Here is a 25013-nt window from a genome sequence, read left to right as displayed (position 1 = left end):
TCAGCCGCCGAGCCCGAGCAGGCGCGCCGCGTTGTCCTTGAGGATGCCGGGCATCACCTCGGGCTTGAAATGCCCGGCGGTCCCGGCATCCCGCATCCAGCGGTCGGGGGTCAGCAGGGGGAAGTCCGAGCCGAAGAGCACGCGGCTCTTCAGGTACGAGTTCGCGGCGCGCACGAGCGACTCGGGGAAGTACTTCGGGCTCCAGCCGGAGAGGTCGATCCACGTGTTGTGCTTGTGGGTGGCGACCGACAGGGCTTCGTCCTGCCACGGCGCCGACGGGTGCGCCATGATGATCTGCAGCTCGGGGAACCGTGCGGCGACCGGGTCGAGCAGCATCGGGTTCGACAGCCCCAGCAGCAGCCCCCGCCCGCCGGGAAGCCCCGCGCCGATCCCCGTCTGCCCGGTGTGGAACAGGGCGACGACGCCCGCCTGCTGAAGCGTCTCGTACAGCGGCGAGTGCACCGGATCGGAGGGGTCGAAGCCCTGCACCGTGGGGTGGAACTTGAAGCCCCGCACGCCGTGATCCTCGATGAGACGACGGGCCTCGTCGACGGCGGTCGCCGACAGCGGGTCGACCGAGCCGAAGGGGATGAGCACGTCGTTGTTGCGCGCTGCGCCTTCCGCGATCTCGGCACTCGAGAGGGGCGCGTGCCCGAAGTTCGTGCGGGCGTCGACGGTGAAGACCACGGCGGCCATCCGGCGTTCGCGGTAGTACGCGGCGACGCCGTCGAGATCGGGATTCGGGCCGTCGGCGCTGAAGTACTTCGCGGCCGCATCGCGGAGGTCGTCGGGCAGCGATGAATGCCCGTGGTGATCGACCTCGATGTGCACGTGCACGTCGATCGCGGTGATCGCGTCGAGGTCGATCGCGGGTTCGTAGCGGGTCATGCCGCACCTTCCGGTCGTTGAGCGGGCGAAGCGAGACGCGTCAGCGCGTCAGGGCCGCTGCAGCTCGTCGGGCAGCGGCGGGAACTTCTCGCCGACCGACTGGAGGTTGTCGGTGACCTCGGTGAAGTCCGCCGCGAGATCGTCGAAGGACCAGCCGCCGTCGTGGTACGCGGTGACGACGGGCTCGGGGTGCGACCACACCTGCAGGCGGTCGCCGCCGATGCCGATCGCCTGGCCGGTGACACCGGCGGCGTCGTCGGAGGCGAGATAGGCGATGAGTCCGGCGACGTCGTCGGAGGTGCCGAATCCGAGGTCATGCCGGAAGAAGGCTGGCATGGGCTCGCCGGCGGCGTCTGCCTCGACGGCGGCGGCGAAGTAGGGCACGGTCGCGGTCATCGCGGTCGCGGCGACGGGGATGACGGCGTTGGCGGTGATCCCGGCCTTCTTGAGCTCGAGCGCCCACGTGCGCACCATGCCCACGATGCCGGCCTTCGCCGCGGCGTAGTTCGTCTGGCCGAAGTTGCCGCGCTGGCCGGTGGGGGAGCCGATGCAGATGATGCGCCCGGCGACCTCGTTCGCACGCATCCAGGACGCCGCCTCGCGCACGCAGGTGAACGTGCCGCGCAGGTGGACGTTGATGACGGTGTCGAAGTCGTCGTCGCTCATCTTCCACAGCACGGTGTCGCGGAGCACGCCGGCGTTGGTGACGAGGATGTCGAGGCGCCCGAAGGTCTCGACGGCGGTGCGGACGAGCAGCTGCGCGGTCTCGGTCGGGCCGACCGGAGCGGCGACGGCCACGGCGCGGCCGCCCTCGGCCTCGATCGTGGCGACGGCCTCCGCCGCTGTGGCCTGATCGATGTCGTTGATGACGACGGCGGCGCCCTGGCGAGCGAGCTCCTGCGCGTACGCGAGGCCGAGGCCGCGGCCCGAACCGGTGACGATGGCGACCTTGCCGTCGAGAGGGGAGAGCGAAGACATACGTGAGACTCCTTCGTGTCGGATCCATTGAAGACCCAACTGTTGAAAAAGTCAATCATTCCGTTCATCCACGAAGTGGACTACGATCGGGGCATGCCGAAGCCTGCCGACGCCGTCGCACCCGCAGGGCTGCGGGCGTCGGCGCTGACCGACGACCTGAGCTTCCTGCTCGCGCGCGCCAACGCCATCGCACTCGGCGCCGGCAATGCCGCGCTCTCCGCCCACGGGCTCAAGGCGCGCTCGTACTCGGTGCTCGTCCTGACCTCGGGCGACGCGCGCCCCTCGCAGCGCGAGCTCGCGGAGTTCCTGCGTCTCGACCCGAGCCAGGTCGTGAGCCTGGTCGACGAGCTCCAGTCCCGCGATCTCGTCGAGCGGCTCCCCGATCCCTCGGACCGGCGGGCGAACGTCGTCGTCGCGACGGAGGCCGGCCGTGCGCTCGCCGCCGCCGCCCGCGACTCCGCCCGGAACGCCGAGGAGCGCGTGCACGCCCAGCTCACCGCGAGTGACCGCGCGACGCTCGCCGCGCTGCTGCGGGCACTCGCCTTCCCGGACGACTGAGCACCGGACGACCGGGCGCGCGACATCCGCGCGCCCGCCGCCCCATCGCCGCGAAACCCGATCGCCGCGAAGCCCGGCCGCCGCTGCGGCGACGAGCCGCGGCATCCCCTCACCGATGCTCGAGCACGTAACGGTCGCGGCCCGCGAACACGCCCACGATCGTGAGCGCCACCAGCACGGCCAGCACGAGGCCCAGCGAGAGCGTCCACCCGCCGGTGAGGCTGTGCAGCGCCCCGAACGCGACCGGGCCGAGGGCGGCGATGACGTAGCCGACCGACTGCGACATGCCCGACAGCGCGGCCGAGGTGTCGTGGTCGCGGGCGCGCTGCGCCATCAGGGTGAGCGACATCGCCAGCGTCGCGCCACCGGTGAGCCCGATGAGGCACCCCCACACGAGCACCGCGCCGGGGGCGAGCATGAGCCCCGCCACGCCGACGATGGCGAGCGATGGGATGAGCGCCGGTGCCCACCGTTCCAGCGGGCCGCGCAGGATGAGCGGCAGCAGCAGGCAGCCGGCGAGCGAGAACAGCTGGTAGACCATGACGTCGACGCCGGCGACGACCTCGGAGCGGCCGATAGACATCGACAGCGGCGCCAGCCACGTCACGAACATGTAGAACATGGATGCCTGCAGCCCCATGTAGACGGCGACGAGCCATGCGACCGGGTCGGTCCAGATGCCCGTGCGGCCCCGCGGTGCGCCCTCGCGGTCGTGCGTGCGCCTCGCGCCGCGGTGCGCCCACCACCACCCCGCGATCGCGAACGGCAGCAGGGCGGCGCCGGTGACCAGCAGTGCGATCTGCCAGCCCGCCGGCTCGCCGCCGACCTCGACGTGCGAGATCGGCACGACGACCCCCGACGACACGGCGCCGAGCCCGGCCAGCAGTGCCGTGTACACGGCGGTGACCGCGGCGACGTGCCCGGCGAACTCCCGCTTCACCACGGCGGGCATCAGCACGTTGATGACGGCGATGCCGATGCCGATCACCGCGGTGCCGATCCACAGACCCGCCACGGGGTCGGTGAGCGAGCGCACGAGCGTTCCCGCGAGCAGCACGAGCAGCGACCACAGCAGCACGCGCGGCTGGCCGAAGCGCCGGCTGAGGTCGTGCGCGAGGGGCGAGAACACGGCCCAGGCCGCCAGCGGCACGGCTGCCAGGACCCCGAGCGTCGTCGGCGTCATCCCGGTGTCGGCGCCGATCTGGTCGAGCAGCGGCCCGAGTCCGGTGATGGCGGGGCGCATGTTGGCGGCAACCAGGCACACCGCAACCAGCAGCATGACCGCCGATCCCGTGCGCGAGGGTCCCGCGCCCGACGATGGGCGTGAGGTCCGCGACGGTGAGGCCATGGGCACCGGACTATAGCCGAGACGGCGGCTGCGGCATCCTCTCACTCCCGTTCAGTGGCAGTCGTGTGCCGCCGATCAGGCGAGCCCCTCGAGCGGCCAGCCGGTGTACGCCTCGGCGAGGAAGCGCCGGCCCGCCTCGGACTCGACGACCGAGCGCAACTCGCCCAGCTGGCGCAGCCGGTCGAAGTCCGACGCATCGGGCGCGACGTGCAGCATGCTCGTCATCCACCACGAGAAGTGCTGCGCCTTCCAGATGCGGTGCAGCGCCGTCTCGGGGAACGCGTCGAGCAGGCGCTCGTCGCCGCCCTGGAGCAGCGCTCGCAGCGCGCGCTCCAGCACGAGCACGTCGGCGACGGCGAGGTTCATCCCCTTCGCGCCGGTGGGCGGCACGGTGTGCGCGGCGTCGCCGATGAGGGCGACCCGCCCCTTCCGCAGCTCGTGCGCCACGAAGCTGCGGAACCGCAGCACGTCGCGCTGGAAGATCGGGCCCTCCTTGAGGGTCGTGCCCGGCACGCGCTTCTGCAGCTCGTCCCACAGCTGCTCCTGCGACAGCGCGTTCGGGTCGGCCTCGGGGTCGCACTGGAAGTACATCCGCTGCACGGTCGCGCTGCGCTGGCTGATGAGCGCGAAGCCGTTCGGCGAGTTGCTGTAGATCAGCTCTTCGGCGCTCGGCGGCGCCTCGCACAGGATGCCGAACCAGGCGAACGGATACTCGCGGAAGTACCCGCCCGTCGACGAGCCCGTCACCGCTTCGCGCACGACGCTGCGCGAGCCGTCGGCGCCGACGACGAAGTCGGCCTCGATCTCGAGCGCCTGGCCGTCGGCGTCGGTCGCGATGACCCGGGGACGGGTGGATGCCGCATCCTCGACCCGTACGGCGGTCACGCCGAAGCGCAGATCCTGGCCCTTGCCGAGGCGCACCGCGATGAGGTCCTTGAGCACCTCGTGCTGCGGGTAGAGCCAGACGCCGCGGCCGACGAGGTCCGCGAAGTCGATGCGGTGCCCGGCGCCCGCGAAGCGGAGCTCGATGCCGTCGTGGCGGTTGCCGACCGTGCGGACGCGGCTGGACGCGCCGGACGAATCGAGGATCTCGACCGTGCCCTGCTCCAGGATGCCGGCGCGGATGGTCGTCTCGATCTCTTCGCGCGAGCGCTGGTCGATGACGACGGACTCGATGCCGGCGATCCCGAGCAGGTGCGACAGCAGCAGGCCGGCGGGTCCGGCGCCGACGATGGCGACGCGGGTGCGGATCGTGGTCATGAGCGTCTCCTTCGACGAATGGATGCCTCGGCCCAGTGTGCCCGTCTCGGTTGACAGTGCGGCATGATTCCCGTTCATCGGGCAGGAATCGGTCCTCTCAGATCTCGTGCGCAGCCGGGGCGGTCGTGCACAGAATCGGATCCGCGCCTGCGGACGCGCAGCGCGACACGCCGGTGCCGGCGCCGCCAGGACGGCGTGTCGCGTGACGCCTCCGCACCTGCGGATCCGAGGTTGTGTCGGCGAGTCAGCGCCGATCGGCCCGGAGTGCCGCCTCGATGGATGCCGCAGCCTCCCGCAGCGCGGCGATCGCAGGCTCCGGCGCCGTCTCGCGAGGAAGCACGACCGACAATGCGGCGACCACGGCGCCCGCATCGCGGATCGGCACGGCCACACCCGTCGACACGGCTTCGATCGAACCGGGGGCGACCACCACCCCGGTGCGGCGCACCTCGGTCAGCAGCCGGCGCAGGCGTGCGGCATCCGTCACCGTCTCGGGCGAGACGGCGCGCAGCGGGCCGGCGAGCACGCGATCGCGCAGCGCCGCCGGGGCGGACGCCAGCAGCACCAGCCCCGACGACGAGGCGTGCAGCGGCAGCCGCCCGGCGACGCGGGTGATGTTCGCCCCGGCGGCGGGGTGCGACAGCCGCTCGAGGAACAGCGCCTCGTCCTGCTCGAGCACCGCCAGCTGCGTGTGCTCGCGGATGCGCGCCTGCACGGTCTCCATGTGCGGAAGGGCGGCCTGCCGCAGGCGCAGCGCGGTGGACCCGCGCAGGGCGAGCTCCCACAGTCGCAGCCCGAGGTGCACGCGGCGATCCTCGTCGCGCTCGAGCAGCCCCGCGTCGACCAGCTCGTCCACGATCCGGTGCGCGGTCGATGACGGCAGCCCGGCGCGGCGGCCGATCTCGGACGCCGACTGCATCGACCGCTCGACGGTGAAGGTCTCGAGCACGCGCACGATGCGGTCGGTCATCGAGTCGCCGGACGGCGAATTGGCCATGCGCCCACTCTGCCACCGTGCACGGTCGGGGTAACGTCGCAGCGGGAGGATCCATGGCCGACGGCGAGGGCGTGCTGGAGCGGACGCTGCGCGTGCTCGGCTGCTTCACCGACGACGAGCCCGCGGTCACCGCGACCACGCTCGCCGCGCGTACGGGGCTGGCGACCTCGACCCTCCATCGGCTGCTGGCGACCCTCGTCGCCGAGGGACTGCTCACCCGCGCGCCCGGTCACACGTACGCGATCGGCCCGCGCCTGTGGGAGCTCGGCGAGCTCTCGCCGCTGTCGCTGCGGCTGCGAGAGACCGCGCTGCCGCACATGGTGCGCCTGTACGAGGCGACAGGCGAGAACGTGCACCTCGCCGTGCTCGACGGTGCGACGCCCGCGACCTCGACCGCCCTCTACGTCGGACGCCTCACCGGCCGCCAGTCGATCCCGACGCTCAGCCGCATGGGCGGACGCGGACCGCTGCACACCACAGGGGTCGGCAAGGCGCTGCTCGCGACACGCGACGAGGGGTGGCTCCGGCAGTACTTCGAGGCGCCGCTGGAGCGCGAGACCGTCAACTCCATCACGACCGAGGCCGGCCTGCGCGCCGATCTCGCCCGCACGCGGGCGCTCGGCTACGCCACGACGCGCGAAGAGATGACATTGGGCAACATCTCGGTCGCCGCCGCGCTGCCTCGCGTCGAAGGACTGCCGCCGGTGGCCCTGGGGCTCGTGGTCCATCTGGAGCGGGCGGACGAGCGTCGACTGGGTCCGCTGGTCGTGCAGGCCGCCAAGGATCTCCACCAGGATCTGCGCTCGGCCTGACCGACGGCGAGCCCGGGCCGCCGGCATCCACGATTCCCACTGGATGGGAATCCAAGCCGCCGTCACGACGAGGCGGTGCGACTCTGGGACGACCCGAGTCGTCGAAGGAGACCTTGATGAGTGCGACGCAGCCCGATCCCGGCGGTCAAGAGGCGTTCTCGTCGTCGGTGGTGCTGGAGCAGACCGTGGCGGCGCCGGAGTCGCTGCTGGCCTCGCCCGACCAGCTGACGCAGAACGAGATCACGCAGGAGATCGTCGACTACCACGCCGCCGCGGCTCGCCGCGAGGCCGCGGGCGAGAAGCTCAACATGAGCCTGCACGACTTCCCGCCGTACCGGTCGAGCCTGCTGCGCCACCCCACGAAGAATCCCAAGCTGGTCGACCCCGAGACCATCGAGCTGTGGTCGCCCGCGTTCGGGCAGCGTGACGTCGCCGCCATCGAGTCCGACCTGACGCTGCAGCACATCGGCGAGCCGCAGGGCGAGCGCATGACAGTGGAGGGGCGTCTGCTCGACTCGTGGGGGCGTCCGCTGGCGAACCAGCTCGTGGAGATCTGGCAGGCCAACGCCGCCGGCCGCTACATCCACCAGCGCGACCAGCACCCCGCGCCGCTCGACTCCAACTTCACCGGCGCCGGGCGCACCGTCACCGACGACGACGGCTACTACAAGTTCACGACGATCAAGCCGGGCGCCTACCCGTGGAAGAACCACGTGAACGCGTGGCGGCCCGCGCACATCCACTTCTCGATCTTCGGCACGGGCTTCACGCAGCGTCTCGTGACGCAGATGTACTTCCCCGGCGACCCGCTGTTCCCGCTGGATCCCATCTACAACACGATCTGGCGTCAGAAGGACCGCGACCGGCTGATCGGGCTGTACGACCACGACCTGTCGGTGCCCGAGTTCTCGATGGGCTACCGGTTCGACATCGTGGTGGACGGCCCCGACGCCACGTGGTTCGAGCCCGAAGAAGGAGAGCACTGATGGCCGCCGCACCCCGCACCAAGCGCGACCTCGGACCCAAGACCCACGAGCCCACCGGCGGGCAGACCGTCGGGCCGTTCTTCGCGTTCGGCCTGGACTACCCGAAGAAGCACGAGGTCGTGTTCCCGCACAGCCCGGGTGCGATCGTGCTGGGCGGCACCGTGTTCGACGGTGCCGGCAACCCCGTCCCCGATGCCGTCGTCGAGATCTGGAGCGCCGACGAGAACGGCGCCATCCCGCGCGCGCACGGCGCCTTCCATCGCGACGACCACTCGTTCACCGGATTCGGCCGCGCCGCGACCACGGACGTCGGAAGGTACGAGTTCTGGACGCGCAACCCCGGTCCGGTCGAAGGCCGTGCGCCGTTCTACTCGGTCATCGTGTTCGCGCGCGGGCTTCCCGACAAGCTCGTGACCCGCATCTACCTGCCCGAGCACGAGGAGCTTCTGGCGGCCGACGCGCTGCTGTCCTCGCTCGACGAGGGCGAGCGCGCTACGCTCATCGCGACGCGTCTGCCGGACGGAAGCCTGCACCACGACATCCACCTGCAGGGCGAGAAGGAGACCGTGTTCCTTGCCTTCTGACCGTGACCGGACGCCCGACGACGGAGCCTTCGCCGACGGGGGTCTGCTCTCGCCCGCGACGGCCGGTCACGACGGAACGGTCGCCGACGCCGCGTACCTCGATGCGCTGGTGACGGCGGAGGTCGCGCTCGCCCGCGCCTACCGCGAGCTCGGCGTGGCGCCCGGCGACGCGGTGGACGAGATCGAGACCGAGTTCGGCTGGCAGGGAACGGTCCGTGGATGCCGCGAGCACGGCGTCGATCCGTCGGCCCTGGCCGCGGCGGCCGTGGCCGGCGGCAACCCGGTGATCCCGCTCGTCGCGATGCTGCGCGAGCGACTGCCGCGGGACGCACGCGTCTGGCTGCACCGCGGCGCGACCAGTCAGGATATCCTCGACACGGCGCTCATGCTCGTCGCGAGAGACGCCGCGAGCCGCGTCGTCGCCTCCCTCGCCCACGCCGAGGTGTCCCTTCGCTCGCTGGCCCGCTCCCGCCGCGACGAGGTCGCGGCGGCGCGGACCCTCACGCAGCACGCGGTGCCCACCACGGTGGGCCTTCGCGCGGCCGGCTGGCTGCGCGGCGTCGCCCGAGCCCGGGCTCATCTCGACGAGGTGCGGCGGCGGCTTCCCGCACAGCTCGGCGGAGCCGCAGGGACGCTCGCGTCGTTCGCCGAGATCGCGGGAGAGGATGCCGCAGCCGAGCTTCCTGGCCGGTTCGCCGCCGAACTGGGCCTGGCCGCTCCCGACGCGCCATGGCACACCGAGCGCTGGCCGGTCACGGAACTCGGCGACGCGCTCGTACAGGTGATCGACGCCGTCGGCAAGATCGCGGGCGACGTCGCGACGCTCAGCCGCACCGAGATCGGCGAGCTCGCCGAGGGCGCCGGCGGGGGATCGTCGGCGATGCCGCAGAAGCGGAACCCCGCGGCATCCGTCCTCATCCGCTCGGCGGCGCTGCGCGCACCGCAGCTCGGCGCGACGCTGCATCTGGCGTCGGCGCTGGCGGTCGACGAGCGACCCGACGGCGCCTGGCACGCCGAGTGGCCCACGTTGCGCGAACTGTTGCGTCTCGCACTCGGCGCGTCCGCCCACGCGGCCGATCTCGTGGCGGGGCTGCACTTCGACACCGACGCCGTGGCGCGCAACCTCGCCGCCACGGACGGACTGATCGTGGCGGAGCGGCTGTCGCTCGTGCTCGGCTCGGCGCGCGCGGCCGAACTCGTCGCCTCCGGCGGATCGCTGCCGGACCGACTCGCGGACCTGCCCGAGGTCGCCGCGCTCGCCGCCGAGCGCGGAGTCCCGGTCCCGGAGGTGGTCGTCGATCTGCTCGACCCCGCGCGCTACACGGGCCTGGCCGGGAACCTTGTCGACGACGCCGTCGCGATCGCGGACCCGCCCCACTCCCTGACGCAGACGGAGGATCAGCCGTGACCATGCCCCCCATCGCCCTGACCGACCCGGTGGGCCCTTCGACGAGCTCAGGCACCGACGCGCCGCTGCTGGTGCTCGGCCCGTCGCTGGGCACCTCGACACTGCTCTGGGACCGCGTCCTTCCGGCGCTGGCCGAGCGCTGGCGCGTCGTCGCGTGGGACCTTCCGGGCCACGGCGCCGCGCCCTCGGCGGCCGCGCCGTTCTCGGTCGCCGAGCTGGCCGACGCCGTGGCCGCCTCGGTCGACGGGCCGTTCCTGTACGCCGGGGTCTCGCTCGGCGGCTCGGTCGGGCTCGAGCTGCTGCTGCGGCACGGCGACCGCGTCGACGCCGCCGCGATCCTCTGCTCGGGGGCCGCGATCGGCAGTCCGGAGGGCTGGCACGAGCGCGCCGCCCAGGTGAGGACACAGAGCACGTCGAGCCTCATCATCGGCTCGGCGCAGCGCTGGTTCGCGGCCGGCACGATCGCGCGCGACCCGGATCTGACCGGCCGGCTCCTGCACGCGCTGCAGGACGCCGACGACGCGAGCTACGCGTGGTGCTGCGAAGCCCTCGCCGGCTTCGACGTTCGAGACCGGCTGCACGAGATCACCACGCCGGTGCTCGCCGTGTGGGGCGATCACGACGGCGTCACGCCGGCGGCATCCGCTCTCGAGATCGCCGAGGGCGTCCAGCGGGGCACCGCGGTGGGGATCCCGGATGCCTCGCACCTGGCACCGGCGGATGCACCGGCCGAGACGGCGGCGGCATTGATCGCCTTCTTCGACGCGGTCGGGGCGGAGCAGACGGAACGGACCGGGGCGCGATGACCAGGCCGGACGGCGAGGGACTCACCGATGAGGAGCGCTACGACCAGGGCATGACGGTGCGCCGCGAGGTGCTGTCGGATGCCCACGTCGACCGCGCCGTCGCGAACACGACCGGCCTGACCGCGGACTTCCAGGACTTCATCACCCGCGTCGCCTGGGGCGACATCTGGTCGCGGCCGGGACTGGATCGCCGCTCCCGGTCGGTCGCGGTCCTCACGGCGCTGATCGCCCTCGGCCACCACGAAGAGCTGGCCATGCATCTGCGCGCGGCGCTGCGCAACGGGCTGACCGCAGACGAGGTGAAGGAGGTCATCCTGCAGGCCGGCCTGTACTGCGGGGTGCCCGCCGCGAACACCGCCTTCCGCATCGCGAGCGAGGTGTTCGCCGAGGAGCCCTGACGCCCGTAGGCTTCATCGCATGACGGGCTCGGTGGCGGCATGACGGCTGCGCATCCGCCGCGGATCCTGTACCTGGTCAAGCAGGTCGAGCTGGCGGTCCGCGGCCGGCTCGACACCGTGCTGCGGCCGCACGGCATCACCGTCACGCAGTACACCGCTCTCACGGTGCTCGAGCAGCATCCGGGCATGAGCGCCGCGCAGCTCGCCCGGCACACGTTCGTGTCGGCGCAGGCGATGGACGGCATCGTCCGTGCCCTCGGCGACGCCGGTCTGATCGAGCGGACGCGCGACCCTGGAAACCGGCGGCGCATGACGATCTCGCTCACGCCGGGCGGCACCGCCCTGCTCGCGGACTGCCGAGACGACGTCGACCGCATCGAGGCGGAGGCCTTCGGCGGGCTCAGCGGCGCGGACCGCGACACCCTGAGCGAATGGCTGCAGGACGCCCGTCGTGCGCTGGAGGATGCGCCGCGGACGGTTGACTGAAACCCAAGAAACTTGATAATTGGTCCTGACCCCGTCGACGACGACGGGGGCCTTGTCGACGACGACGGAAGGACCCCCCCAATGTCCACACACCTTCGCAGGCGCGCCCTCACGGTCGCCGCGGCCACGGCCGGCGCCCTGCTCACCGCGGGAGTGATCGCCGCGCCCGCCGCCGCCGACACCGGCGGCGAGTACTCCGGCTCGCTCTCGAACGGCACCACATGGCTGGCGTCGGTGCCCTCGGACTGGAACGGCACCGTACTGCTGTACAGCCACGGCTACACCCCGTCGTTCGCCGGCGGCAACTGGGCATCCGTTGCCCCCGACGACGGCACCAAGGCGCTCCTGCTGGAAGAGGGCTACGCGCTGGTCGGGTCGTCGTACCGATCCAACGGGTGGGCGGTGCCCGGCGCCGTCGACGACCAGCTGCAGTCGCTGGACGCGATGCTCGACGAGACCGGCCTGCAGCCCGAGCACATCCTCGCCTACGGCACGTCGATGGGCGGGCTCGTGACGGGCCGCATCGCCGAGCTGGCCGGCGACGTGATCGACGGGGCGATGCCCACCTGCGGTCTCATGGAGGGCGGCGTCGACCTGAGCAACTACCAGCTCGACGGCGCGCACGCGATCGACGTGCTGCTCGCCCCCGGCCAGGACCTCGACATCGAGGGATACAGCACGCTCGGCGAGGCGTTCGCGGCGTCCGGCGCGCTGCAGGCGGCCGTGCAGGCCGGTCAGCAGACGCCCGAGGGTCGCGCCCGCGTCGCGCTCGCCGCCGCGCTGTACCACCTGTCCGACGGCGTGCGCGCCGCGGACGCCCCGACCGATCCCGCCGTGGCGCAGAAGTCGCTGTACGACCAGCTTCTCGGCACCATCGGGTTCGTCACTCCGGGTCGGTTCGACATCGAGTCCACGGCCGGCGGCAACGCGACCTGGAACGTCGGCGTCGACTACACGAAGCTGTTCGCGAAGTCGGCGGACCGTGCTCTCGTCGAGCAGCTCTACGCGCAGGCCGGTCTCGATCTGCGCGCCGACCTGGCGACCCTGACGGCCACCGCGGACGTCGCCGCCGACCCGGGCTCGGTCGAAACGCTGCGCGCCTCGTCGGGACTCACCGGCGAGCTGCAGATGCCGGTGCTGACGCTCCACACGCTCGACGACGTGCTCGCGCCGGTCCAGGTCGAGCAGGAGTACGCCGAAGACGTCCGTGATGCGCACCGCAACGACCTGCTGCGCCAGTTCCGCGTCGACAGCGTGGGGCACTGCAACTTCACGTCGGCCGAGATCGCCGCGGGCATCGCCGCGCTGCAGTCGCGCGTCGAGACCGGCAACTGGGGTCTGGTCGGCCAGTCGGCGGACCGCATGAACGCGCTCGCGGCATCCCTCGACGACAGCGGCACCGCTTTCGTGCAGACCAAGCCCGGCGAGTTCCTCGGCGACCGCTGACCGCCGGCCCTCTCGAACCGTCGCAGACGGTCCCGCACTCCGGTGCGGCGATCGTCTGCGACGGTTCGCGTCATGGGGAGGGATGCCGGCGGCCCGGCGACGCTGGTCAGGCCGAGGGATGCGCGGTACGATGGTCGCAGAACGCACACGCGTTCGCACAGCGAACAAGCGAGGACGATCCGTGATCGACAAGACCGTTCCCTCCGCCGCGGAGGCCGTGGCCGGCATCCCCGACGGCGCGACCGTCATGATCGGCGGGTTCGGGCGCGCCGGTCAGCCCGTCGAGCTCATCGACGCGCTCATCGCCCAGGGCGCCGGGGACCTGACGATCATCAACAACAACGCGGGCAACGGCGACGTCGGCCTGGCAGCGCTGCTGGCGAAGAAGCGGGTGCGCAGGATCCTGTGCTCGTTCCCGCGCCAGCACGACTCGTGGGTGTTCGACGGGCTGTACCGCGCCGGCGAGATCGAGCTCGAGCTCGTCCCGCAGGGCAACCTCGCCGAGCGGATCCGCGCGGCGGGCGCCGGCATCGGCGCGTTCTACACGCCCACCGGCGTGGGCACGCAGCTCGCCGAGGGCAAAGAGACCCGTGAGATCGACGGTCGCACCTACGCGCTGGAGTACCCCATCCGCGCCGACTACGCGCTGATCAGCGCCTACCGCGCCGACCGGTGGGGCAACCTCGTCTACCGCGAGACGGCCCGCAACTTCGGCCCGATCATGGCGTCCGCCGCGACGACCACCGTCGTGCAGGTGGACGAGGTCGTCCCCCTCGGGTCGCTCGACCCCGAGTCCGTCGTCACCCCGGGGATCTTCGTCGACCGCGTCGTCGCCGTCGGCGAGCGAGCCTGGCTGCGTGACGGCGAGTTCGTCGGCGGGGTCGACATCGAGGGACGCCCGCTCGGCCGGGACGAGGCACCCGGAATCGAGGTCGACCAGTGAGCACCCGCATCACCCGCGAGCAGCTCGCGGCCCGCATCGCGCAGGACATCCCCGAGGGCTCGTACGTGAACCTCGGCATCGGCGCGCCGACGCTGGTCGCCGACTACCTCCCCGCCGACCAGGAGATCATCCTCCACACCGAGAACGGCATGCTCGGCATGGGCCCCTCACCCGAGGCAGGGCGCGTCGACCCCGACCTCATCAACGCCGGCAAGCAGCCCGTGACGGCCCTCGCCGGCGCCGCCTACTTCCACCACGCGGACTCGTTCGGCATGATGCGCGGCGGGCATCTCGACGTGTGCGTGCTCGGGGCGTTCCAGGTGTCGCAGGGGGGAGACCTCGCGAACTGGTCGACGGGCGCACCCGGCGCGATCCCGGCCGTCGGCGGCGCCATGGACCTCGCCATCGGCGCCAAGAACGTGTACGTGATGACCGACCTCCTGACCAAGACCGGCGAGTCCAAGCTCGTCGAGGCGTGCACGTACCCGCTCACCGGCGTCGGCTGCGTCACCCGCGTCTACACCGACCATGCCGTGTTCGACGTCACCGCCGAGGGGTTCGCGGTGCGCGAGGCGTTCGGCGACAACACCGTCGCCTCGCTGGTCTCGCTGACAGGTCTGGAATTGCAGGATGCCTCGACCTCCGGCATCCAGGAAGGCGAATGAGATGGCCACCTACATCTACGACGCGGTCCGCACCCCCTTCGGCCGAGCCGGCGGCGCCCTGTCGGGCGTGCGCCCCGACGACCTCGCGGCGGTGGTCCTGCGGGCGACGGTCGAGCGCACCGGACTCGACCCCGCGCGCATCGACGACGTGATCTTCGGCGATGCCAACCAGGCGGGGGAGGACAACCGCAACGTGGCGCGCATGGGCGCGCTGCTCGCGGGGTTCCCGACCTCGGTGACCGGGGTCACCGTCAACCGGCTGTGCGCCTCGAGCGTCGAGGCGGTGATCCAGGGGTCGCGCGCGATCGACGCGGGCGATGCCGACATCGTGCTGGCGGGCGGGGTCGAGTCGATGAGCCGGGCGCCGTTCGTCGTCGAGAAGTCGCCGAGGCCGTGGCCGAGCGTCGGCAACCAGACGCTGTGGAACACGTCCATCGGGTGGCGCATGACCAACCCCGCGCTGCCGAAGAACTGGACGATCTCGAACGGCGAGTCCGCCGAGCTGATCGCCCGCGAGTGGGGCATCTCGCGCGAGGCGCAGGACGAGTTCGCGGTGCGCTCGCACCGACTCGCCGCCGAGGCCTGGGCCGCCGGCGTGTACGACGGCGAGACCGTGCAGGTACCGGGTGCCGAGCTGGCACGCGACGAGGGCATCCGCGACGACACTTCGGTCGAGAAGCTCGCCGGGCTGCGCGCGCTGTTCGCCTCCGACGGGTCTGGGTCGGTCACGGCCGGCAACTCCTCGCCCATCAACGACGGTGCGTCGGCCGTGCTGCTGGCGCGCGAGGGCGCGCTGGACGGCGAGCCGCTCGCGCGCATCACCGGCCGTGCGGCGCATGGTGTGGACCCGGACCAGTTCCCGATCGCCCCCATCGAGGCCGCGAACAAGGCGCTCGCGCGCGCGGGTCGCACCTGGGCCGACGTCGACCTGGTCGAGCTCAACGAGGCCTTCGCATCGCAGTCGCTCGCGTGCCTGGCCGGCTGGCCCGACCTCGATCCCGACAAGCTCAACATCCACGGCGGGGCGCTGGCGATCGGCCACCCGCTGGGGGCGTCCGGCGGCCGGATCATCGGCCACGCGGCGCACGAACTCGCCCGTCGCGGCGGGGGCATCGCGGTCGCCGCGATCTGCATCGGCGTGGGCCAGGGCCTGGCCGTCGTGCTCGAACGGTAGACGTCTACCACTGCCTCTTCTACCTGGGTAGACTGCGACCGTGAGCCTCAACATCAAGAATGAGCGCACCCACGCACTGGTGCGTGAGCTGGCAGAGCTGACCGGCATGAGCCAGACGAGCGCGGTAGAAGACGCCGTGCGGCGGCGGCTGAAGGAGTTGCAGACGGATGCCGGCGCCCGGGGTGGGCGTCCCGCTCCGAAATATCCACCCGAAGAGGTGGAACGCCGCATCGCGGCCATCAAACGCATCTCGGCCGCCTTCGTCGCCGAGACGACACCAGAGCAGCGAGAGGCCATGCGCAACCACGCCGACTGGCTCTACGACGAGTTCGGCCTGCCGAAGTGATCGTCGATACGTCGGCGCTGATCGCCGTGCTCGAGCAAGAGGCCGAGGCGGACGACATCGGAATGCTCCTGGCCGGTCTCGGCGGACAGATCTCGGCCGCAACCCTCGTCGAAGCCCGCGTGGTGGCACTCGGGCGCGGCGGTCCGACCGGACTGCGCCGACTCGATGCGCTGGTCGCCAAGACCGGGCTCACTGTCGTCCCCTTCGACGAGATCCAGGCCGACGTGGCGACCGTCGCGTATCGGGACTTCGGGCGTGGGTCGGGCCACCCCGCGAAGCTGAACCTCGGCGATTCCTACAGCTATGCTCTCGCTCATGTGGCCGACGAGCCGCTGCTGTACATCGGCGACGACTTCTCGCACACCGACATCCGCTCCGCTCTCGAGGAGTACGGCGAATGACGGATGCCGCCGCCTCGGCCCGCTCGAACGATAGCGCCGCGGCCCGCTCGAACAGTAGCGCCGCGGCCCGCTCGAACAGTAGCGCCGCGGCCCGCTCGAACAGTAGCGCCGCGGCCCGCTCGAACAGTACAGTCCAGTCGCTCGAGCGCGGGCTCGCGGTCATCCGGGCCTTCGACGGCGAGCACCCCGAGCTGACGTTGAGCGAGGTCGCCCGTCGTGCCGACATCACGCGCGCTGCGGCCGGCCGATTCCTGCGCACGCTGGAGCAGCTCGGCTACGTCCGCAGCGGCGAGCGGCTCTTCTCGCTCACGCCGCGCGTGCTCGAGCTCGGGTTCAGCTACCTGTCGGCGCTGTCGATTCCCGAGATCGTGCAGCCTCACCTCGAACGCCTCTCTCGCGAGGTGGATGAGAGCGTCTCGGCAGCCGTGCTCGACGGCGGCGACATCGTGTACGTCGCCCGCGTGCCGACGCGGCGCATCATGAGCGTCCGCATCACGATCGGCACCCGCTTCCCGGCGTTCGCGACGTCGATGGGTCGCGTGCTGCTGGCGGGGATGCCGGATGCCGTGGCCGGCGCCGTGCTGGCGGCATCCGCTCTGCCCTCCCTCACCGAGCGCACCGTGACCGACGCCGCCGCCCTGCGGGCGGCGTTGGACCGCGTCCGCGCGCAGGGGTGGGCGCTCGTGGACGGCGAGCTGGAACCGGGCCTGCGATCGGTCGCCGTGCCGCTGCACGACCGACGGGGCGACGTCGTGGCCGCCGTCAACGTCTCGACCAGCGCGACGCGCGACAGTGTCGAGCACGTCGTCGAGCAGTACCTGCCGCCGCTGCAGCGCACGGCAGTCGAGATCGACGCGGAGCTGCGCCTGGTTTAGCTAGACTTAGCCAAGCTGCGTGCCTATCCTGAAGGCGTGACGCAAGTCAACGTCCATGAGGCCAAATCGCAGCTGTCGGCGCTCATCGCGCGCGTGCTCGCGGGCGAAGAGATCACGATCGCGCGGGCCGGGGTCCCGGTCGTCGACATCATCCCGCACCGCGACATCTCGGTCGTCTACGGGCTCGGTCGGTCCGAGCCCGCGCACGATCCGACGCTGTTCGACGGGATCGACGACGAGGTCGCCGAGCTGTTCTACGGCGAACGCTCGTGATCCTGCTCGACACGAACGCGCTGCTGTGGCTGTATCGGGATGCCGCCGACCTCGGTCCGGCGGCGCGCCATGCGATCGACACGTCGGGCCGCGTGCACTACTCGTCGGCGTCGATCCTCGAGATCACCGTGAAGAATCTGCTCGGGCGGATCGAGCTGCCCGGTGGAGCGGCGTACCCGCGCGTCTTCGACGAGTCGGGGCTCGTCGAGCTGCCGTTCACCTCACGGCATGCGGCCGCTCTCGCCGCCTTCCCGGCGCTCGCCCGCCACGACCCGTTCGATCGGATGCTGCTCGCCCAGGCGAAGGTCGAGTCGCTCGACCTGCTGACGTCCGACGCGGTGCTGCTCGGCCTCGGCGAGACGTGGGTCCGCGACGCGCGACGCTGAGGTCCCTCAGAAGATGATCGTGTGGTTGCCGTGGCGCAGCACGCGGTCCTGCGCATGCCACAGCACGGCGCGCGAGAGCACCTGGCGCTCGACGTCGGCACCGCGGCGGGCGAGCTCGGCGGCCGAGTCCGCATGCGTCACGCGCACCGTGTCCTGCTCGATGATCGGCCCCTCGTCGAGGTCGTCGGTGACGTAGTGCGAGGTCGCGCCGATGAGCTTGACGCCGCGCTCCTTGGCCTTCTTGTACGGCTCGGCGCCGATGAAGGCCGGCAGGAACGAGTGGTGGATGTTGATGACCGGCACGCCCAGCTCGGCGAGGAAGTCGCCCGACAGGATCTGCATGTAGCGCGCCAGGACCACGAAGTCGACGTTGCCCTTGAGCAGCTCGAGGATCTTCGCCTCAGAGGCCGACTTGTCGGGCCCCGGCACGCCGGGCACATGGAAGAACGGCACGCCGAACGAGCGCACGTCCTCGGCCGAGGCGGTGTGGTTCGAGATCACCATCGGGACCGTGACCGGCAGGTCGCCGCGGCGGTGGCGCCACAGCAGGTCGAGCAGGCAGTGGTCCTGCTTCGACGACAGGATCGCCATGCGCTTGGGCACCGACTGGTCGGTCAGCGACCACTCCAGCTCGAAGCCCTCGAGGGTCTGTGCGATCTCGGCCTCGATCACCGGCCGGTCGGCCGCGAAGCCCGGGCGGTGGAACACGACCCGCTGGAAGTACGCGCCGCCCGTCGGGTCGTCGGAGTACTGGTCGAAGGCGACGATGTTGCCGCCGATGCGCGTGATCATGGCCGACACGGCCGCGACGATCCCCGGCTGGTCGCTGCCGTGCACGATGAGGCAGACGTGATCGGGCTTGAGCTGTTCGGCGGCCATTGTTCGATTCTGCCCTGTCAGGGGAGCAGGGGATGCCGACGGGCGCGGCCGCCGGCATCCACCCCCTCTTCGGCTCAGCGCGTGAACGCGAACTGCGCCGTATGGGCGATGCCGTCCCCGAGGTCGACGGTGAGCAGCTTGCACGACCCGGCGTACGACTTCGGGCTCGACCACACGAACCGGTAGTCGCCGCCGCCGAGGTTCTGCAGACCGCTCGCGCCGGTCGCCGTCTCGGTGATGAGGTTCGGCGTGTCACCGAGGTCGCACGAGAGGCTCGTCGCGCGAACCGTGACCTTCGCCGCGTCGAGGTCGGCGGCGGGCGTGCCGGCGGCGTCCGACGTGACGTGGAACGTCAGCGGGACGGCCCTGCCGGCCTTGACCTGATTGACCTCGTCGGCGCGGACCGGGTCGCCGAAGCCCGAGAACCCGTACCCCACGAGATACGTCGCCGGGGCGGTGGCGGTGTTGCCGGCGACATCGGTCGCGGTGCAGGCGACGGTGTGCGTCCCCGCTGCGGAGGTGTCGAGCGGGGCACCGCCGTTGCACGACGACGTCGCGACACCCGAGGTCGCGTCGGTGGCGCCGGGGTCGGCAGCGGCGGTTGCGCCGAGTGCGAGCGGTGAGGCGACCGACGGCGCCAGCACGGGCGGCGTCGCGTCGTACTTGTACGCGAAGGCGAACGACCCCGAGCGGTTGCCGGCGAGATCGGTGCAGCCGCCGAAGACGGTGCGCCCGGCGGTGTCGGGGCCGCCGAGCCCGGTCGTCGTGCACTCGGCGATGCCGGAGATCGAGTCGGATCCCACCCATTGGATGCTTCCCGGCGAGCGATACCAGCCGGATGCGTTGGCGTAGGTGCCGACAGGGTGCGCCGCGTACGCGGTCGGCGAGACCGAGTCGACATGGAACGGGCCACCCGTCGCATGGAGCTCGATGAATCTCACCCCGTCGCACCGGTGGAAGAAGACCTCCCAGTAGCAGTAGTCGACGATCGCCTCGACGGTGCACGACACCGCGTCGGTGTCGGCGTAGTCGGTCGTGACGACCACGCCCCCGCCCACCCAGTCCCCGAGCTCCTCCCACGGAGTCCAGCAGCGAGCACCGTAGAACGTGACGTGCTCGACCTCGTCGGCAGGGATCCCGACGGTCGCCGCTCCGCTGTCGAACGCGACGTACGCCGACGCGGGACCTCGGACCCAGACGTCGTCATCGGCGGATGCCGGCGTCGCCGCACCCGCGGCCAGGACCACCGCCGCCGCCACCGCGGCCAGTCCGGCCGCCCATCTGCGCTTCATGATTTCCTCCCGCCTCGGCGGACGGACCGCCCGTCCACGCGCTCCGGCCGCCGTGCCGGTGGCCTCCCGTCGAGCGAAGCGCTGTCGTACGCTGAGCGCATCGGGCAAATGCCCGATCTTCGACTGGGGAAACGGGATGCCGCCCGGCGGGCCGGCGTCGTACGGGCGGTGACGGGCGTGGAGCTGCTGGGGCGTGAACGCGAGCAGTCCCGCCTGCGCGACCTGCTCGACGACGGCCGGCGGTTCGTCGCGGTCACCGGGCGCCCCGGCGTCGGCAAGACGGCGCTGCTGACCTCGTTCTCGCGCTCGCCGTCGCTGCTCGCCGCCGCGGACGTGTGGCGGGTCGACCTGGACGGCGTGCCGGCGACCTCGGGGCTGTTCGCGGATGTCGCCGGGCGCCTCGGCATCGGCGGCGAGTCTGCCCGCGACGGCCGAGGTGCTCCCGCTGAGCGGCTCGCTCGCGTCATCGGCGGCAGCTCACGCGTGCTCGTCCTCGATCACGCGGACGGGGGCCCGCTCGTCGCCGACGAGGTCGGACTGCTGCTGGCCCGGTGCCCGAGGCTGCGCGTCGTCGTCGCGCACACCACATCGGTGGAGGGCGTCGACGGCCAGGTCGCGCTGCTGCCGCTGGATGTGCCCGACGAGGGCGCCACGGTCGACGAAGCTCTCTCGAGCGCGGCCGTGCGGCTCTTCGTCGACCGGGCGACGGGTGGCGACGTGCATTTCCGCCTCGACGAGCGCAGCGTCGACGATGTCGTCCGCATCTGCCGGCTGGTCGGCGGCCTGCCGCTCGCGCTGGAGCTCGCTGCGGCCCGAGTCCGCACGCTCTCGCTGCCGAGGCTGGCACGAGAACTCGACTTCGGCGAGGGCGCGCTCGACATGCTGAGCGCACGAGCGGACGCGGCGCGCGGAGGAATGCGCGAGGCCCTTGCCGGGACGGTCGGCGCGCTCGACGCACGGGATCGCACGCTGCTGGAATCGTTGTCGAGCTTCTCGGGGCCGTTTGCGTTCGCGTCGGCAACGGCGGTGAGCGGCCGCCCCGCCGGCGATGTCGCCGACGCGCTGGAGCGGCTTCAGGACCTGCGGCTGCTCGAGGCCGCGGGCTCCGTGCGCGACGAACCGGTGTTCACGATGCTGCCCATCCTGCGGCGGTTCATCGCCGAGCGGGGTGTGCGGCCCGCCGTCCGCGACGCTTACCGGCGCCATCTCGGCGAGGTGCTCGCCGACGCCGCTGCTGCGCAGGCGCGAGCCGATCGGCCCTCGACGTGTGCGCTGGCGCACGTGCTGCGACGCGACCTCGCCGCCGAGGCCGAGCGCCTCGTGGCGTCCGACGACGACCGTGCGGCGGATTGGCTCGTCGGCTGCGCCGCCGTGCTGGAGAGCGAGCCGGAGGGGGCGCTCGTCGGCGCCCAGCTGGAGCGCCTGATCGCGAGCAACGCTGTCGCCGCGCTGAGCGTGGCGCAGCAGGCGCGCGTGTGGCTGTGGTCGGCGTACGCGCTGGCCCTGACGCCGGACGGCGTGTCGCTCGCCGCGGTCATCGACGAGCGCTGGTCGCGCGGGTTCGCCCTGGTCGAGCCGGACGAGGACCCGGAGCTCGCGCTGCAGGCGCTCATGATCTCGGTGCTGGTCGGCATCACGACCGGCGACATGCGCAACACGATGTCGTCCGCGTCGGAGGGTCGTCGCATCGCGATCGCCCACGCGCGGGGCACGTGGGCGGCGCGGTTCGACGTGTGGATCGCCGCCGGCCGCCACGCGACCGGCGACATTCCCGGGGCGGTCGAGCTGGCGCTGGAGGCGCTGCGACACGCGGAGCGGGTGGCTGACCCGCACGCGATCGTGGCGGCATCCATCCTCCTTCACACGGTGCCCGCGGGCAGCGTGCCGGCCGGCGCAGCGGTGCCGTCGCCGGCCGAGGTGCTGCGGTTGGCTCAGGCGGAACGGGATGCCGTCAGGGAGTGGTTCCTGCTCGGCGTGATGACGCGCGTCGAGCTGGCCGCCGGGCGGCCCGGGATCGCCGCACGCTGGTGCGCATCCCGGCTGTCGGCCGGCGCGCAGCGCGGCTGGTCGTACCTGTCGGCGGTCTCGCTCATCCACTCCGTCTTCATCGCGGTGGCGTTCGGCGACTTCGCGTTCGCCGGACGCATCCTCGGCGCGGTCGAGGCCGATCGCGAGCGGGTGCTGCGCTCGATGGCCCCGGCATCACGCGGCGAGCTCGATCGGGCGCGGGTGCTGATCGCCGAGCGGCTCGGGGCGCGGCATGCGGCCGCGGCGATCGCGGGCGGCGGCATGCTGTCGCTCGCCGAGGCGGCGGCCGAGGCCGTGCCGTGGCTGCGGCGCCGCGCCGAGACCGAGAGCGACGCCGTGCGCGACGATGCCGTGCTCACGACGCGCGAGCGCGAGGTGCTGGAACTGCTCGCCGACGGACTGACGAACAAAGAGATCGCCGCACGGCTGCACATCACGACCAAGACGACGATGCACCACACCGGGTCGATCTACCGCAAGCTCGACGTGCGCGGCCGTGCCGAGGCGACCGCGTACGCGTTCCGTCACGGACTGGTCAGCCGGCCCCCTGACGTCGGCGCGGTCGTATGAGACGAGTGGATGCCGTCACGCCGGTGCCGCGAGCGGCGCGGGCGTGACGGTGCGACGAGCCCGATCGTGAGCGCGACCGGCGTAGCCGCGACCAACACCGCGGCACCCGCCTCACCCCATGGGCCGAGCTGTGCCACGGTGCGTCCCGAGAGGGATGCCGTCACCACCAGCACCGGCATCCCGACGAAGGTGATCGCGGCCCCGAGGATCGCCCAGCGCACGCTCTCGCGCTCGGGCGTCGACAGCCGGCGGCGGTAGCGGTGCACGGTGACGACGATCAGCCCGGCCTCCAGCAGGTGGACGAGCTGCCACCATGGCGATGCGACCAGTGCCGCTCCGCCGAACAGGTCGATCCCCGCCACGAGGGCGAACACGGCGACGGGCGCCGCGAGCCACCGGGGCTGCAGGTGCCCGTCGGGGTAGGACGTGAACACCAAGGTGAACCCGATCGTGTTGAGCGCGGCATCCCATGCTGAATCCGCCGGCTGCCACACCGCCGCGAGCATCGCGAGCGCGAGGCACATCACACCCACGGTGGCAAGCGCCGTCCGCGGTGCGCGCATCACATGGACGACGAGCGCGACGGCCAGCGCCGCGGCGACGGCCGTGACGCCCACGTCGACGATGAGAACCCCCAGGTCAGGCATTTGCGAGAAGTCTCGGGCAGCAGGACGCGCGGCACCAGCGCGTCAACGCCGACGCGAGCGGGTGAGTCCGATCGCGACCAGCACGAACAACGGCCCGCACAGGTACTGAGCGGCCGGCAGCACCAGCCCCCATGCGGCTCCCGCGAACACGATCGCCACGACGCTCGCCGCCCAGCCCCAGCCGCGGGCCAACGCCCTGCCGTCGATCGTCGTCAGGAGCGTCCAGGCCGCAGTCGCCACCGCGGCGACGAACAGCCCCGTGCTCGACACGATGTTCAGCACCCAGAACGCCGCCGCCTGTACGTCGTGATCCGACGCCGCCTCGCCGAGGTTAGCCGAGATCCAGCTGTACATCGTCCGGCCCTGAACGCCGGCGAATACGAGTCCGATCCCGGCGGTCGCGCCGGCGATGAGCGCCCCGGTGCCCGGCCCGGACGACGCCGGCTGCAGGCGGCGGACGGCGACGGCGAGCGCGATGGTCAGAATGCCGAGGGCGAGGAACGTCGCACCTCCGAACACTGACTGCACTTCGAGCGCCGGTACGTCCGCCGCTGTGGGGTAGTCCATTCCTTCTGCGCCGTTCACGAGTACGAACACGGCTCGCAAGGTGGGGAGCACGACCCACGCGACGGCGAGGGTCCACGCGAGGGCGACGGTGATGCGGCGGGTGCGACGTGCCGCAGCGACGTCGGCGTCGACGGTCGTGGTCATGGCTTCTTCCTTCCGTGAGGCGGCTGGTGCCGCATCACGCAGTCGACCGCGCCGGGTTCCCAGGACGCCAGTGCACTTTCTGCCCGGCCGCAGTGGTCCCCACCGTGGGTGAGACGTCCGCGAGCGAAGGGATCCGGAGGCCCAGGCATCCAGTTCACTCCAGAAGTCGCCAGCCCAGCTTCTCGGCGGCGTGGCGGTCGAAGGTCACCGTCTCGGTCGCGCCGAAGAGGTTCATGATGCCCTCGATGAGCGCGTCTGCGAAGTCTGCGCCTTCATCGGCGAGGGCGAGCGCACGGACGACGCTCTCACCGTCGTCGAACTCGAGCACCTCGGTCTGGACGAGTCGATGGATGACCAGCAGGCAGTCAGTCCTCGTGAGCTTGTGGACGCGGCCGAGCACCCAGGCCAGTTCGGCGAGCGTCACCTGAGCGATGAACCCGGGACGTTCGACGGTGAGCGACTCGAGCAGCCGCCTCGCCGCCTGATACTGCTCCTCGTCGTCGCGGACGATGTACCGCAGGAGCACGTTCGTGTCGATGCCGACGAGCTCGACCCCGGACATCCCGATCATCGGAGGCCCCGCATGCCGCTTGCGGCACCGCCCTCGGCGATCGCCTCATTGATCTCTTCGATAGTCATGGCGGGCCGGTTCGGATCGTGGAGCAGTCCCGCCAGATCTTCGATGCTGCCCGTGCGCCTGACCATGCGCACTTCTCCACTGAGGAGCGTCACGAACATCACCTTCGACCCTGCGACGAGCCCGAGCTCGTCACGGATCTCTTTCGGGATGGTGATCTGGCCCTTGCTCGTCAGCGTCGCGATGGACATGGCGAGGCATCCTTTCCATTTCCTGATGACCTTACGATCA

Annotated in this window: 29 protein-coding genes; 18 read left to right on the top strand and 11 right to left on the bottom strand. The window is 71.7% G+C overall.

All coding sequences use genetic code 11. The annotated features are described in order from the left end of the window. Together IF188_RS11190 and IF188_RS11185 are read right to left on the bottom strand one after the other, a co-directional pair. Positions 1-888 (bottom strand): amidohydrolase family protein, encoded by an 888-nt coding sequence (locus IF188_RS11190; RefSeq protein WP_191171881.1) that lies wholly within the window; start codon positions 886-888, stop codon positions 1-3. Positions 889-936: 48 nt separating this feature from the next. Continuing rightward, positions 937-1866 (bottom strand): SDR family NAD(P)-dependent oxidoreductase, encoded by a 930-nt coding sequence (locus tag IF188_RS11185; RefSeq protein ID WP_191171880.1) that lies wholly within the window; start codon positions 1864-1866, stop codon positions 937-939. Between the two features lie 93 nt (positions 1867-1959). Between IF188_RS11185 and IF188_RS11180 the strand changes: the two genes are divergently transcribed. Next, the gene (locus tag IF188_RS11180; RefSeq protein ID WP_191171879.1) at positions 1960-2424 is read left to right on the top strand and encodes a MarR family winged helix-turn-helix transcriptional regulator; all 465 of its coding nucleotides are present in this window, start codon (positions 1960-1962) and stop codon (positions 2422-2424) included. 109 nt (positions 2425-2533) lie between these two features. Here the strand turns inward: IF188_RS11180 and IF188_RS11175 are convergent, their stop codons facing one another. From IF188_RS11175 to IF188_RS11165, 3 genes are all read right to left on the bottom strand, one after another. Continuing rightward, a complete protein-coding gene (locus tag IF188_RS11175; RefSeq protein WP_191171878.1) occupies positions 2534-3703 on the bottom strand; it encodes an MFS transporter in 1170 nt (389 codons plus the stop codon). Positions 3704-3847: 144 nt separating this feature from the next. Then, the gene (locus IF188_RS11170) at positions 3848-5032 is read right to left on the bottom strand and encodes a 4-hydroxybenzoate 3-monooxygenase (RefSeq protein ID WP_191171877.1); all 1185 of its coding nucleotides are present in this window, start codon (positions 5030-5032) and stop codon (positions 3848-3850) included. Positions 5033-5276: 244 nt separating this feature from the next. Continuing rightward, positions 5277-6029 carry an IclR family transcriptional regulator gene (locus IF188_RS11165; RefSeq protein ID WP_191171876.1) on the bottom strand — a complete coding sequence of 251 codons (753 nt, stop codon included), beginning with the start codon at positions 6027-6029 and terminating at the stop codon, positions 5277-5279. Between the two features lie 53 nt (positions 6030-6082). Between IF188_RS11165 and IF188_RS11160 the strand changes: the two genes are divergently transcribed. The 16 genes from IF188_RS11160 (at position 6083) to IF188_RS11085 (ending at position 18018) form a co-directional block, all read left to right on the top strand. Then, complete coding sequence (locus IF188_RS11160; RefSeq protein WP_191171875.1) at positions 6083-6841, top strand: IclR family transcriptional regulator; 759 nt, start codon at positions 6083-6085, stop codon at positions 6839-6841. 116 nt (positions 6842-6957) lie between these two features. After that, positions 6958-7827, top strand: coding sequence for a protocatechuate 3,4-dioxygenase subunit beta (gene pcaH / locus IF188_RS11155; protein ID WP_191171874.1), 870 nt, complete (start codon positions 6958-6960; stop codon positions 7825-7827). After that, positions 7827-8411 (top strand): protocatechuate 3,4-dioxygenase subunit alpha, encoded by a 585-nt coding sequence (gene pcaG / locus IF188_RS11150; RefSeq protein ID WP_191171873.1) that lies wholly within the window; start codon positions 7827-7829, stop codon positions 8409-8411. Before pcaH ends, pcaG begins: the two co-directional genes overlap by 1 nt. Next, positions 8401-9819: a lyase family protein gene (locus IF188_RS11145; RefSeq protein ID WP_224751737.1), complete on the top strand. Its 1419-nt coding sequence runs from the start codon at positions 8401-8403 to the stop codon at positions 9817-9819. Before pcaG ends, IF188_RS11145 begins: the two co-directional genes overlap by 11 nt. A 2-nt stretch (positions 9820-9821) precedes the next feature. Further along, positions 9822-10625 (top strand): alpha/beta fold hydrolase, encoded by an 804-nt coding sequence (locus IF188_RS11140; protein ID WP_224751772.1) that lies wholly within the window; start codon positions 9822-9824, stop codon positions 10623-10625. After that, complete coding sequence (gene pcaC / locus IF188_RS11135) at positions 10622-11023, top strand: 4-carboxymuconolactone decarboxylase (protein WP_191171871.1); 402 nt, start codon at positions 10622-10624, stop codon at positions 11021-11023. Before IF188_RS11140 ends, pcaC begins: the two co-directional genes overlap by 4 nt. Positions 11024-11062: 39 nt before the next feature. Next, entirely contained in the window at positions 11063-11509 is a 447-nt protein-coding gene (locus tag IF188_RS11130) for a MarR family winged helix-turn-helix transcriptional regulator (protein WP_191171870.1), read from the top strand. Between the two features lie 81 nt (positions 11510-11590). Continuing rightward, positions 11591-12955: an alpha/beta hydrolase family protein gene (locus IF188_RS11125; protein ID WP_191171869.1), complete on the top strand. Its 1365-nt coding sequence runs from the start codon at positions 11591-11593 to the stop codon at positions 12953-12955. A gap of 181 nt (positions 12956-13136) precedes the next feature. Beyond that, positions 13137-13898, top strand: coding sequence for a 3-oxoacid CoA-transferase subunit A (locus tag IF188_RS11120; protein WP_191171868.1), 762 nt, complete (start codon positions 13137-13139; stop codon positions 13896-13898). Beyond that, entirely contained in the window at positions 13895-14563 is a 669-nt protein-coding gene (locus IF188_RS11115; protein WP_191171867.1) for a 3-oxoacid CoA-transferase subunit B, read from the top strand. Before IF188_RS11120 ends, IF188_RS11115 begins: the two co-directional genes overlap by 4 nt. A 1-nt stretch (position 14564) precedes the next feature. Continuing rightward, the gene (locus IF188_RS11110; RefSeq protein WP_191171866.1) at positions 14565-15737 is read left to right on the top strand and encodes a thiolase family protein; all 1173 of its coding nucleotides are present in this window, start codon (positions 14565-14567) and stop codon (positions 15735-15737) included. 40 nt (positions 15738-15777) lie between these two features. Further along, positions 15778-16083: a type II toxin-antitoxin system VapB family antitoxin gene (locus IF188_RS11105; RefSeq protein WP_191171865.1), complete on the top strand. Its 306-nt coding sequence runs from the start codon at positions 15778-15780 to the stop codon at positions 16081-16083. After that, the gene (locus IF188_RS11100) at positions 16080-16484 is read left to right on the top strand and encodes a type II toxin-antitoxin system VapC family toxin (RefSeq protein ID WP_191171864.1); all 405 of its coding nucleotides are present in this window, start codon (positions 16080-16082) and stop codon (positions 16482-16484) included. Before IF188_RS11105 ends, IF188_RS11100 begins: the two co-directional genes overlap by 4 nt. Further along, on the top strand, positions 16481-17359 hold the full coding sequence (locus tag IF188_RS11095; protein WP_224751736.1) for an IclR family transcriptional regulator domain-containing protein: 879 nt from the start codon (positions 16481-16483) through the stop codon (positions 17357-17359). Before IF188_RS11100 ends, IF188_RS11095 begins: the two co-directional genes overlap by 4 nt. A 36-nt stretch (positions 17360-17395) precedes the next feature. After that, positions 17396-17632: a type II toxin-antitoxin system Phd/YefM family antitoxin gene (locus IF188_RS11090; protein ID WP_191171863.1), complete on the top strand. Its 237-nt coding sequence runs from the start codon at positions 17396-17398 to the stop codon at positions 17630-17632. After that, complete coding sequence (locus IF188_RS11085; protein WP_191171862.1) at positions 17629-18018, top strand: type II toxin-antitoxin system VapC family toxin; 390 nt, start codon at positions 17629-17631, stop codon at positions 18016-18018. Before IF188_RS11090 ends, IF188_RS11085 begins: the two co-directional genes overlap by 4 nt. A gap of 6 nt (positions 18019-18024) precedes the next feature. Here IF188_RS11085 and purU read toward each other — a convergent pair whose 3' ends face one another. Beyond that, positions 18025-18897, bottom strand: a complete 873-nt coding sequence (purU, locus tag IF188_RS11080) for a formyltetrahydrofolate deformylase (protein ID WP_191171861.1) — start codon at positions 18895-18897, stop codon at positions 18025-18027. A 74-nt stretch (positions 18898-18971) separates the two neighbouring features. Continuing rightward, the gene (locus IF188_RS11075) at positions 18972-20189 is read right to left on the bottom strand and encodes a PxKF domain-containing protein (RefSeq protein ID WP_191171860.1); all 1218 of its coding nucleotides are present in this window, start codon (positions 20187-20189) and stop codon (positions 18972-18974) included. A gap of 108 nt (positions 20190-20297) precedes the next feature. Here IF188_RS11075 and IF188_RS20560 point away from each other — a divergent pair, with 108 nt between their 5' ends. Then, positions 20298-22787 carry a LuxR C-terminal-related transcriptional regulator gene (locus IF188_RS20560; protein WP_318152861.1) on the top strand — a complete coding sequence of 830 codons (2490 nt, stop codon included), beginning with the start codon at positions 20298-20300 and terminating at the stop codon, positions 22785-22787. Here the strand turns inward: IF188_RS20560 and IF188_RS11065 are convergent. From IF188_RS11065 to IF188_RS11050, 4 genes are all read right to left on the bottom strand, one after another. After that, the gene (locus tag IF188_RS11065; RefSeq protein ID WP_191171859.1) at positions 22742-23434 is read right to left on the bottom strand and encodes a hypothetical protein; all 693 of its coding nucleotides are present in this window, start codon (positions 23432-23434) and stop codon (positions 22742-22744) included. The genes IF188_RS20560 and IF188_RS11065 overlap by 46 nt on opposite strands. Positions 23435-23476: 42 nt before the next feature. Further along, a complete protein-coding gene (locus IF188_RS11060; protein WP_191171858.1) occupies positions 23477-24145 on the bottom strand; it encodes a hypothetical protein in 669 nt (222 codons plus the stop codon). A gap of 154 nt (positions 24146-24299) precedes the next feature. Continuing rightward, entirely contained in the window at positions 24300-24707 is a 408-nt protein-coding gene (locus IF188_RS11055) for a PIN domain-containing protein (RefSeq protein ID WP_191171857.1), read from the bottom strand. Positions 24708-24712: 5 nt separating this feature from the next. Further along, positions 24713-24973 (bottom strand): AbrB/MazE/SpoVT family DNA-binding domain-containing protein, encoded by a 261-nt coding sequence (locus IF188_RS11050; protein WP_191171856.1) that lies wholly within the window; start codon positions 24971-24973, stop codon positions 24713-24715. Positions 24974-25013 lie beyond the last annotated feature (40 nt).

Source organism: Microbacterium helvum (genome assembly GCF_014779795.1).
GTDB classification, from domain to species: Bacteria; Actinomycetota; Actinomycetes; order Actinomycetales; family Microbacteriaceae; genus Microbacterium; species Microbacterium helvum.
The sequence above is the reverse complement of the archived record's forward strand: the minus strand, read 5'-3'. Positions and strand labels throughout refer to the sequence as shown.

Bases quoted from the DNA above. Each gene is read 5' to 3' on its own strand.
- IF188_RS11190 (WP_191171881.1), bottom strand. From the start codon at position 888: ATGACCCGCTACGAACCCGCGATCGACCTCGACGCGATCACCGCGATC.
- IF188_RS11185 (WP_191171880.1), bottom strand. From the start codon at position 1,866: ATGTCTTCGCTCTCCCCTCTCGACGGCAAGGTCGCCATCGTCACCGGT.
- IF188_RS11180 (WP_191171879.1), top strand. From the start codon at position 1,960: ATGCCGAAGCCTGCCGACGCCGTCGCACCCGCAGGGCTGCGGGCGTCG.
- IF188_RS11175 (WP_191171878.1), bottom strand. From the start codon at position 3,703: ATGCTGCTGGTTGCGGTGTGCCTGGTTGCCGCCAACATGCGCCCCGCC.
- IF188_RS11170 (WP_191171877.1), bottom strand. From the start codon at position 5,032: ATGACCACGATCCGCACCCGCGTCGCCATCGTCGGCGCCGGACCCGCC.
- IF188_RS11165 (WP_191171876.1), bottom strand. From the start codon at position 6,029: ATGGCCAATTCGCCGTCCGGCGACTCGATGACCGACCGCATCGTGCGC.
- IF188_RS11160 (WP_191171875.1), top strand. From the start codon at position 6,083: ATGGCCGACGGCGAGGGCGTGCTGGAGCGGACGCTGCGCGTGCTCGGC.
- pcaH (WP_191171874.1), top strand. From the start codon at position 6,958: ATGAGTGCGACGCAGCCCGATCCCGGCGGTCAAGAGGCGTTCTCGTCG.
- pcaG (WP_191171873.1), top strand. From the start codon at position 7,827: ATGGCCGCCGCACCCCGCACCAAGCGCGACCTCGGACCCAAGACCCAC.
- IF188_RS11140 (WP_224751772.1), top strand. From the start codon at position 9,822: ATGCCCCCCATCGCCCTGACCGACCCGGTGGGCCCTTCGACGAGCTCA.
- pcaC (WP_191171871.1), top strand. From the start codon at position 10,622: ATGACCAGGCCGGACGGCGAGGGACTCACCGATGAGGAGCGCTACGAC.
- IF188_RS11130 (WP_191171870.1), top strand. From the start codon at position 11,063: ATGACGGCTGCGCATCCGCCGCGGATCCTGTACCTGGTCAAGCAGGTC.
- IF188_RS11125 (WP_191171869.1), top strand. From the start codon at position 11,591: ATGTCCACACACCTTCGCAGGCGCGCCCTCACGGTCGCCGCGGCCACG.
- IF188_RS11110 (WP_191171866.1), top strand. From the start codon at position 14,565: ATGGCCACCTACATCTACGACGCGGTCCGCACCCCCTTCGGCCGAGCC.
- IF188_RS11095 (WP_224751736.1), top strand. From the start codon at position 16,481: ATGACGGATGCCGCCGCCTCGGCCCGCTCGAACGATAGCGCCGCGGCC.
- purU (WP_191171861.1), bottom strand. From the start codon at position 18,897: ATGGCCGCCGAACAGCTCAAGCCCGATCACGTCTGCCTCATCGTGCAC.
- IF188_RS11075 (WP_191171860.1), bottom strand. From the start codon at position 20,189: ATGAAGCGCAGATGGGCGGCCGGACTGGCCGCGGTGGCGGCGGCGGTG.
- IF188_RS20560 (WP_318152861.1), top strand. From the start codon at position 20,298: ATGCCCGATCTTCGACTGGGGAAACGGGATGCCGCCCGGCGGGCCGGC.
- IF188_RS11065 (WP_191171859.1), bottom strand. From the start codon at position 23,434: ATGCCTGACCTGGGGGTTCTCATCGTCGACGTGGGCGTCACGGCCGTC.
- IF188_RS11060 (WP_191171858.1), bottom strand. From the start codon at position 24,145: ATGACCACGACCGTCGACGCCGACGTCGCTGCGGCACGTCGCACCCGC.
- IF188_RS11055 (WP_191171857.1), bottom strand. From the start codon at position 24,707: ATGTCCGGGGTCGAGCTCGTCGGCATCGACACGAACGTGCTCCTGCGG.
- IF188_RS11050 (WP_191171856.1), bottom strand. From the start codon at position 24,973: ATGTCCATCGCGACGCTGACGAGCAAGGGCCAGATCACCATCCCGAAA.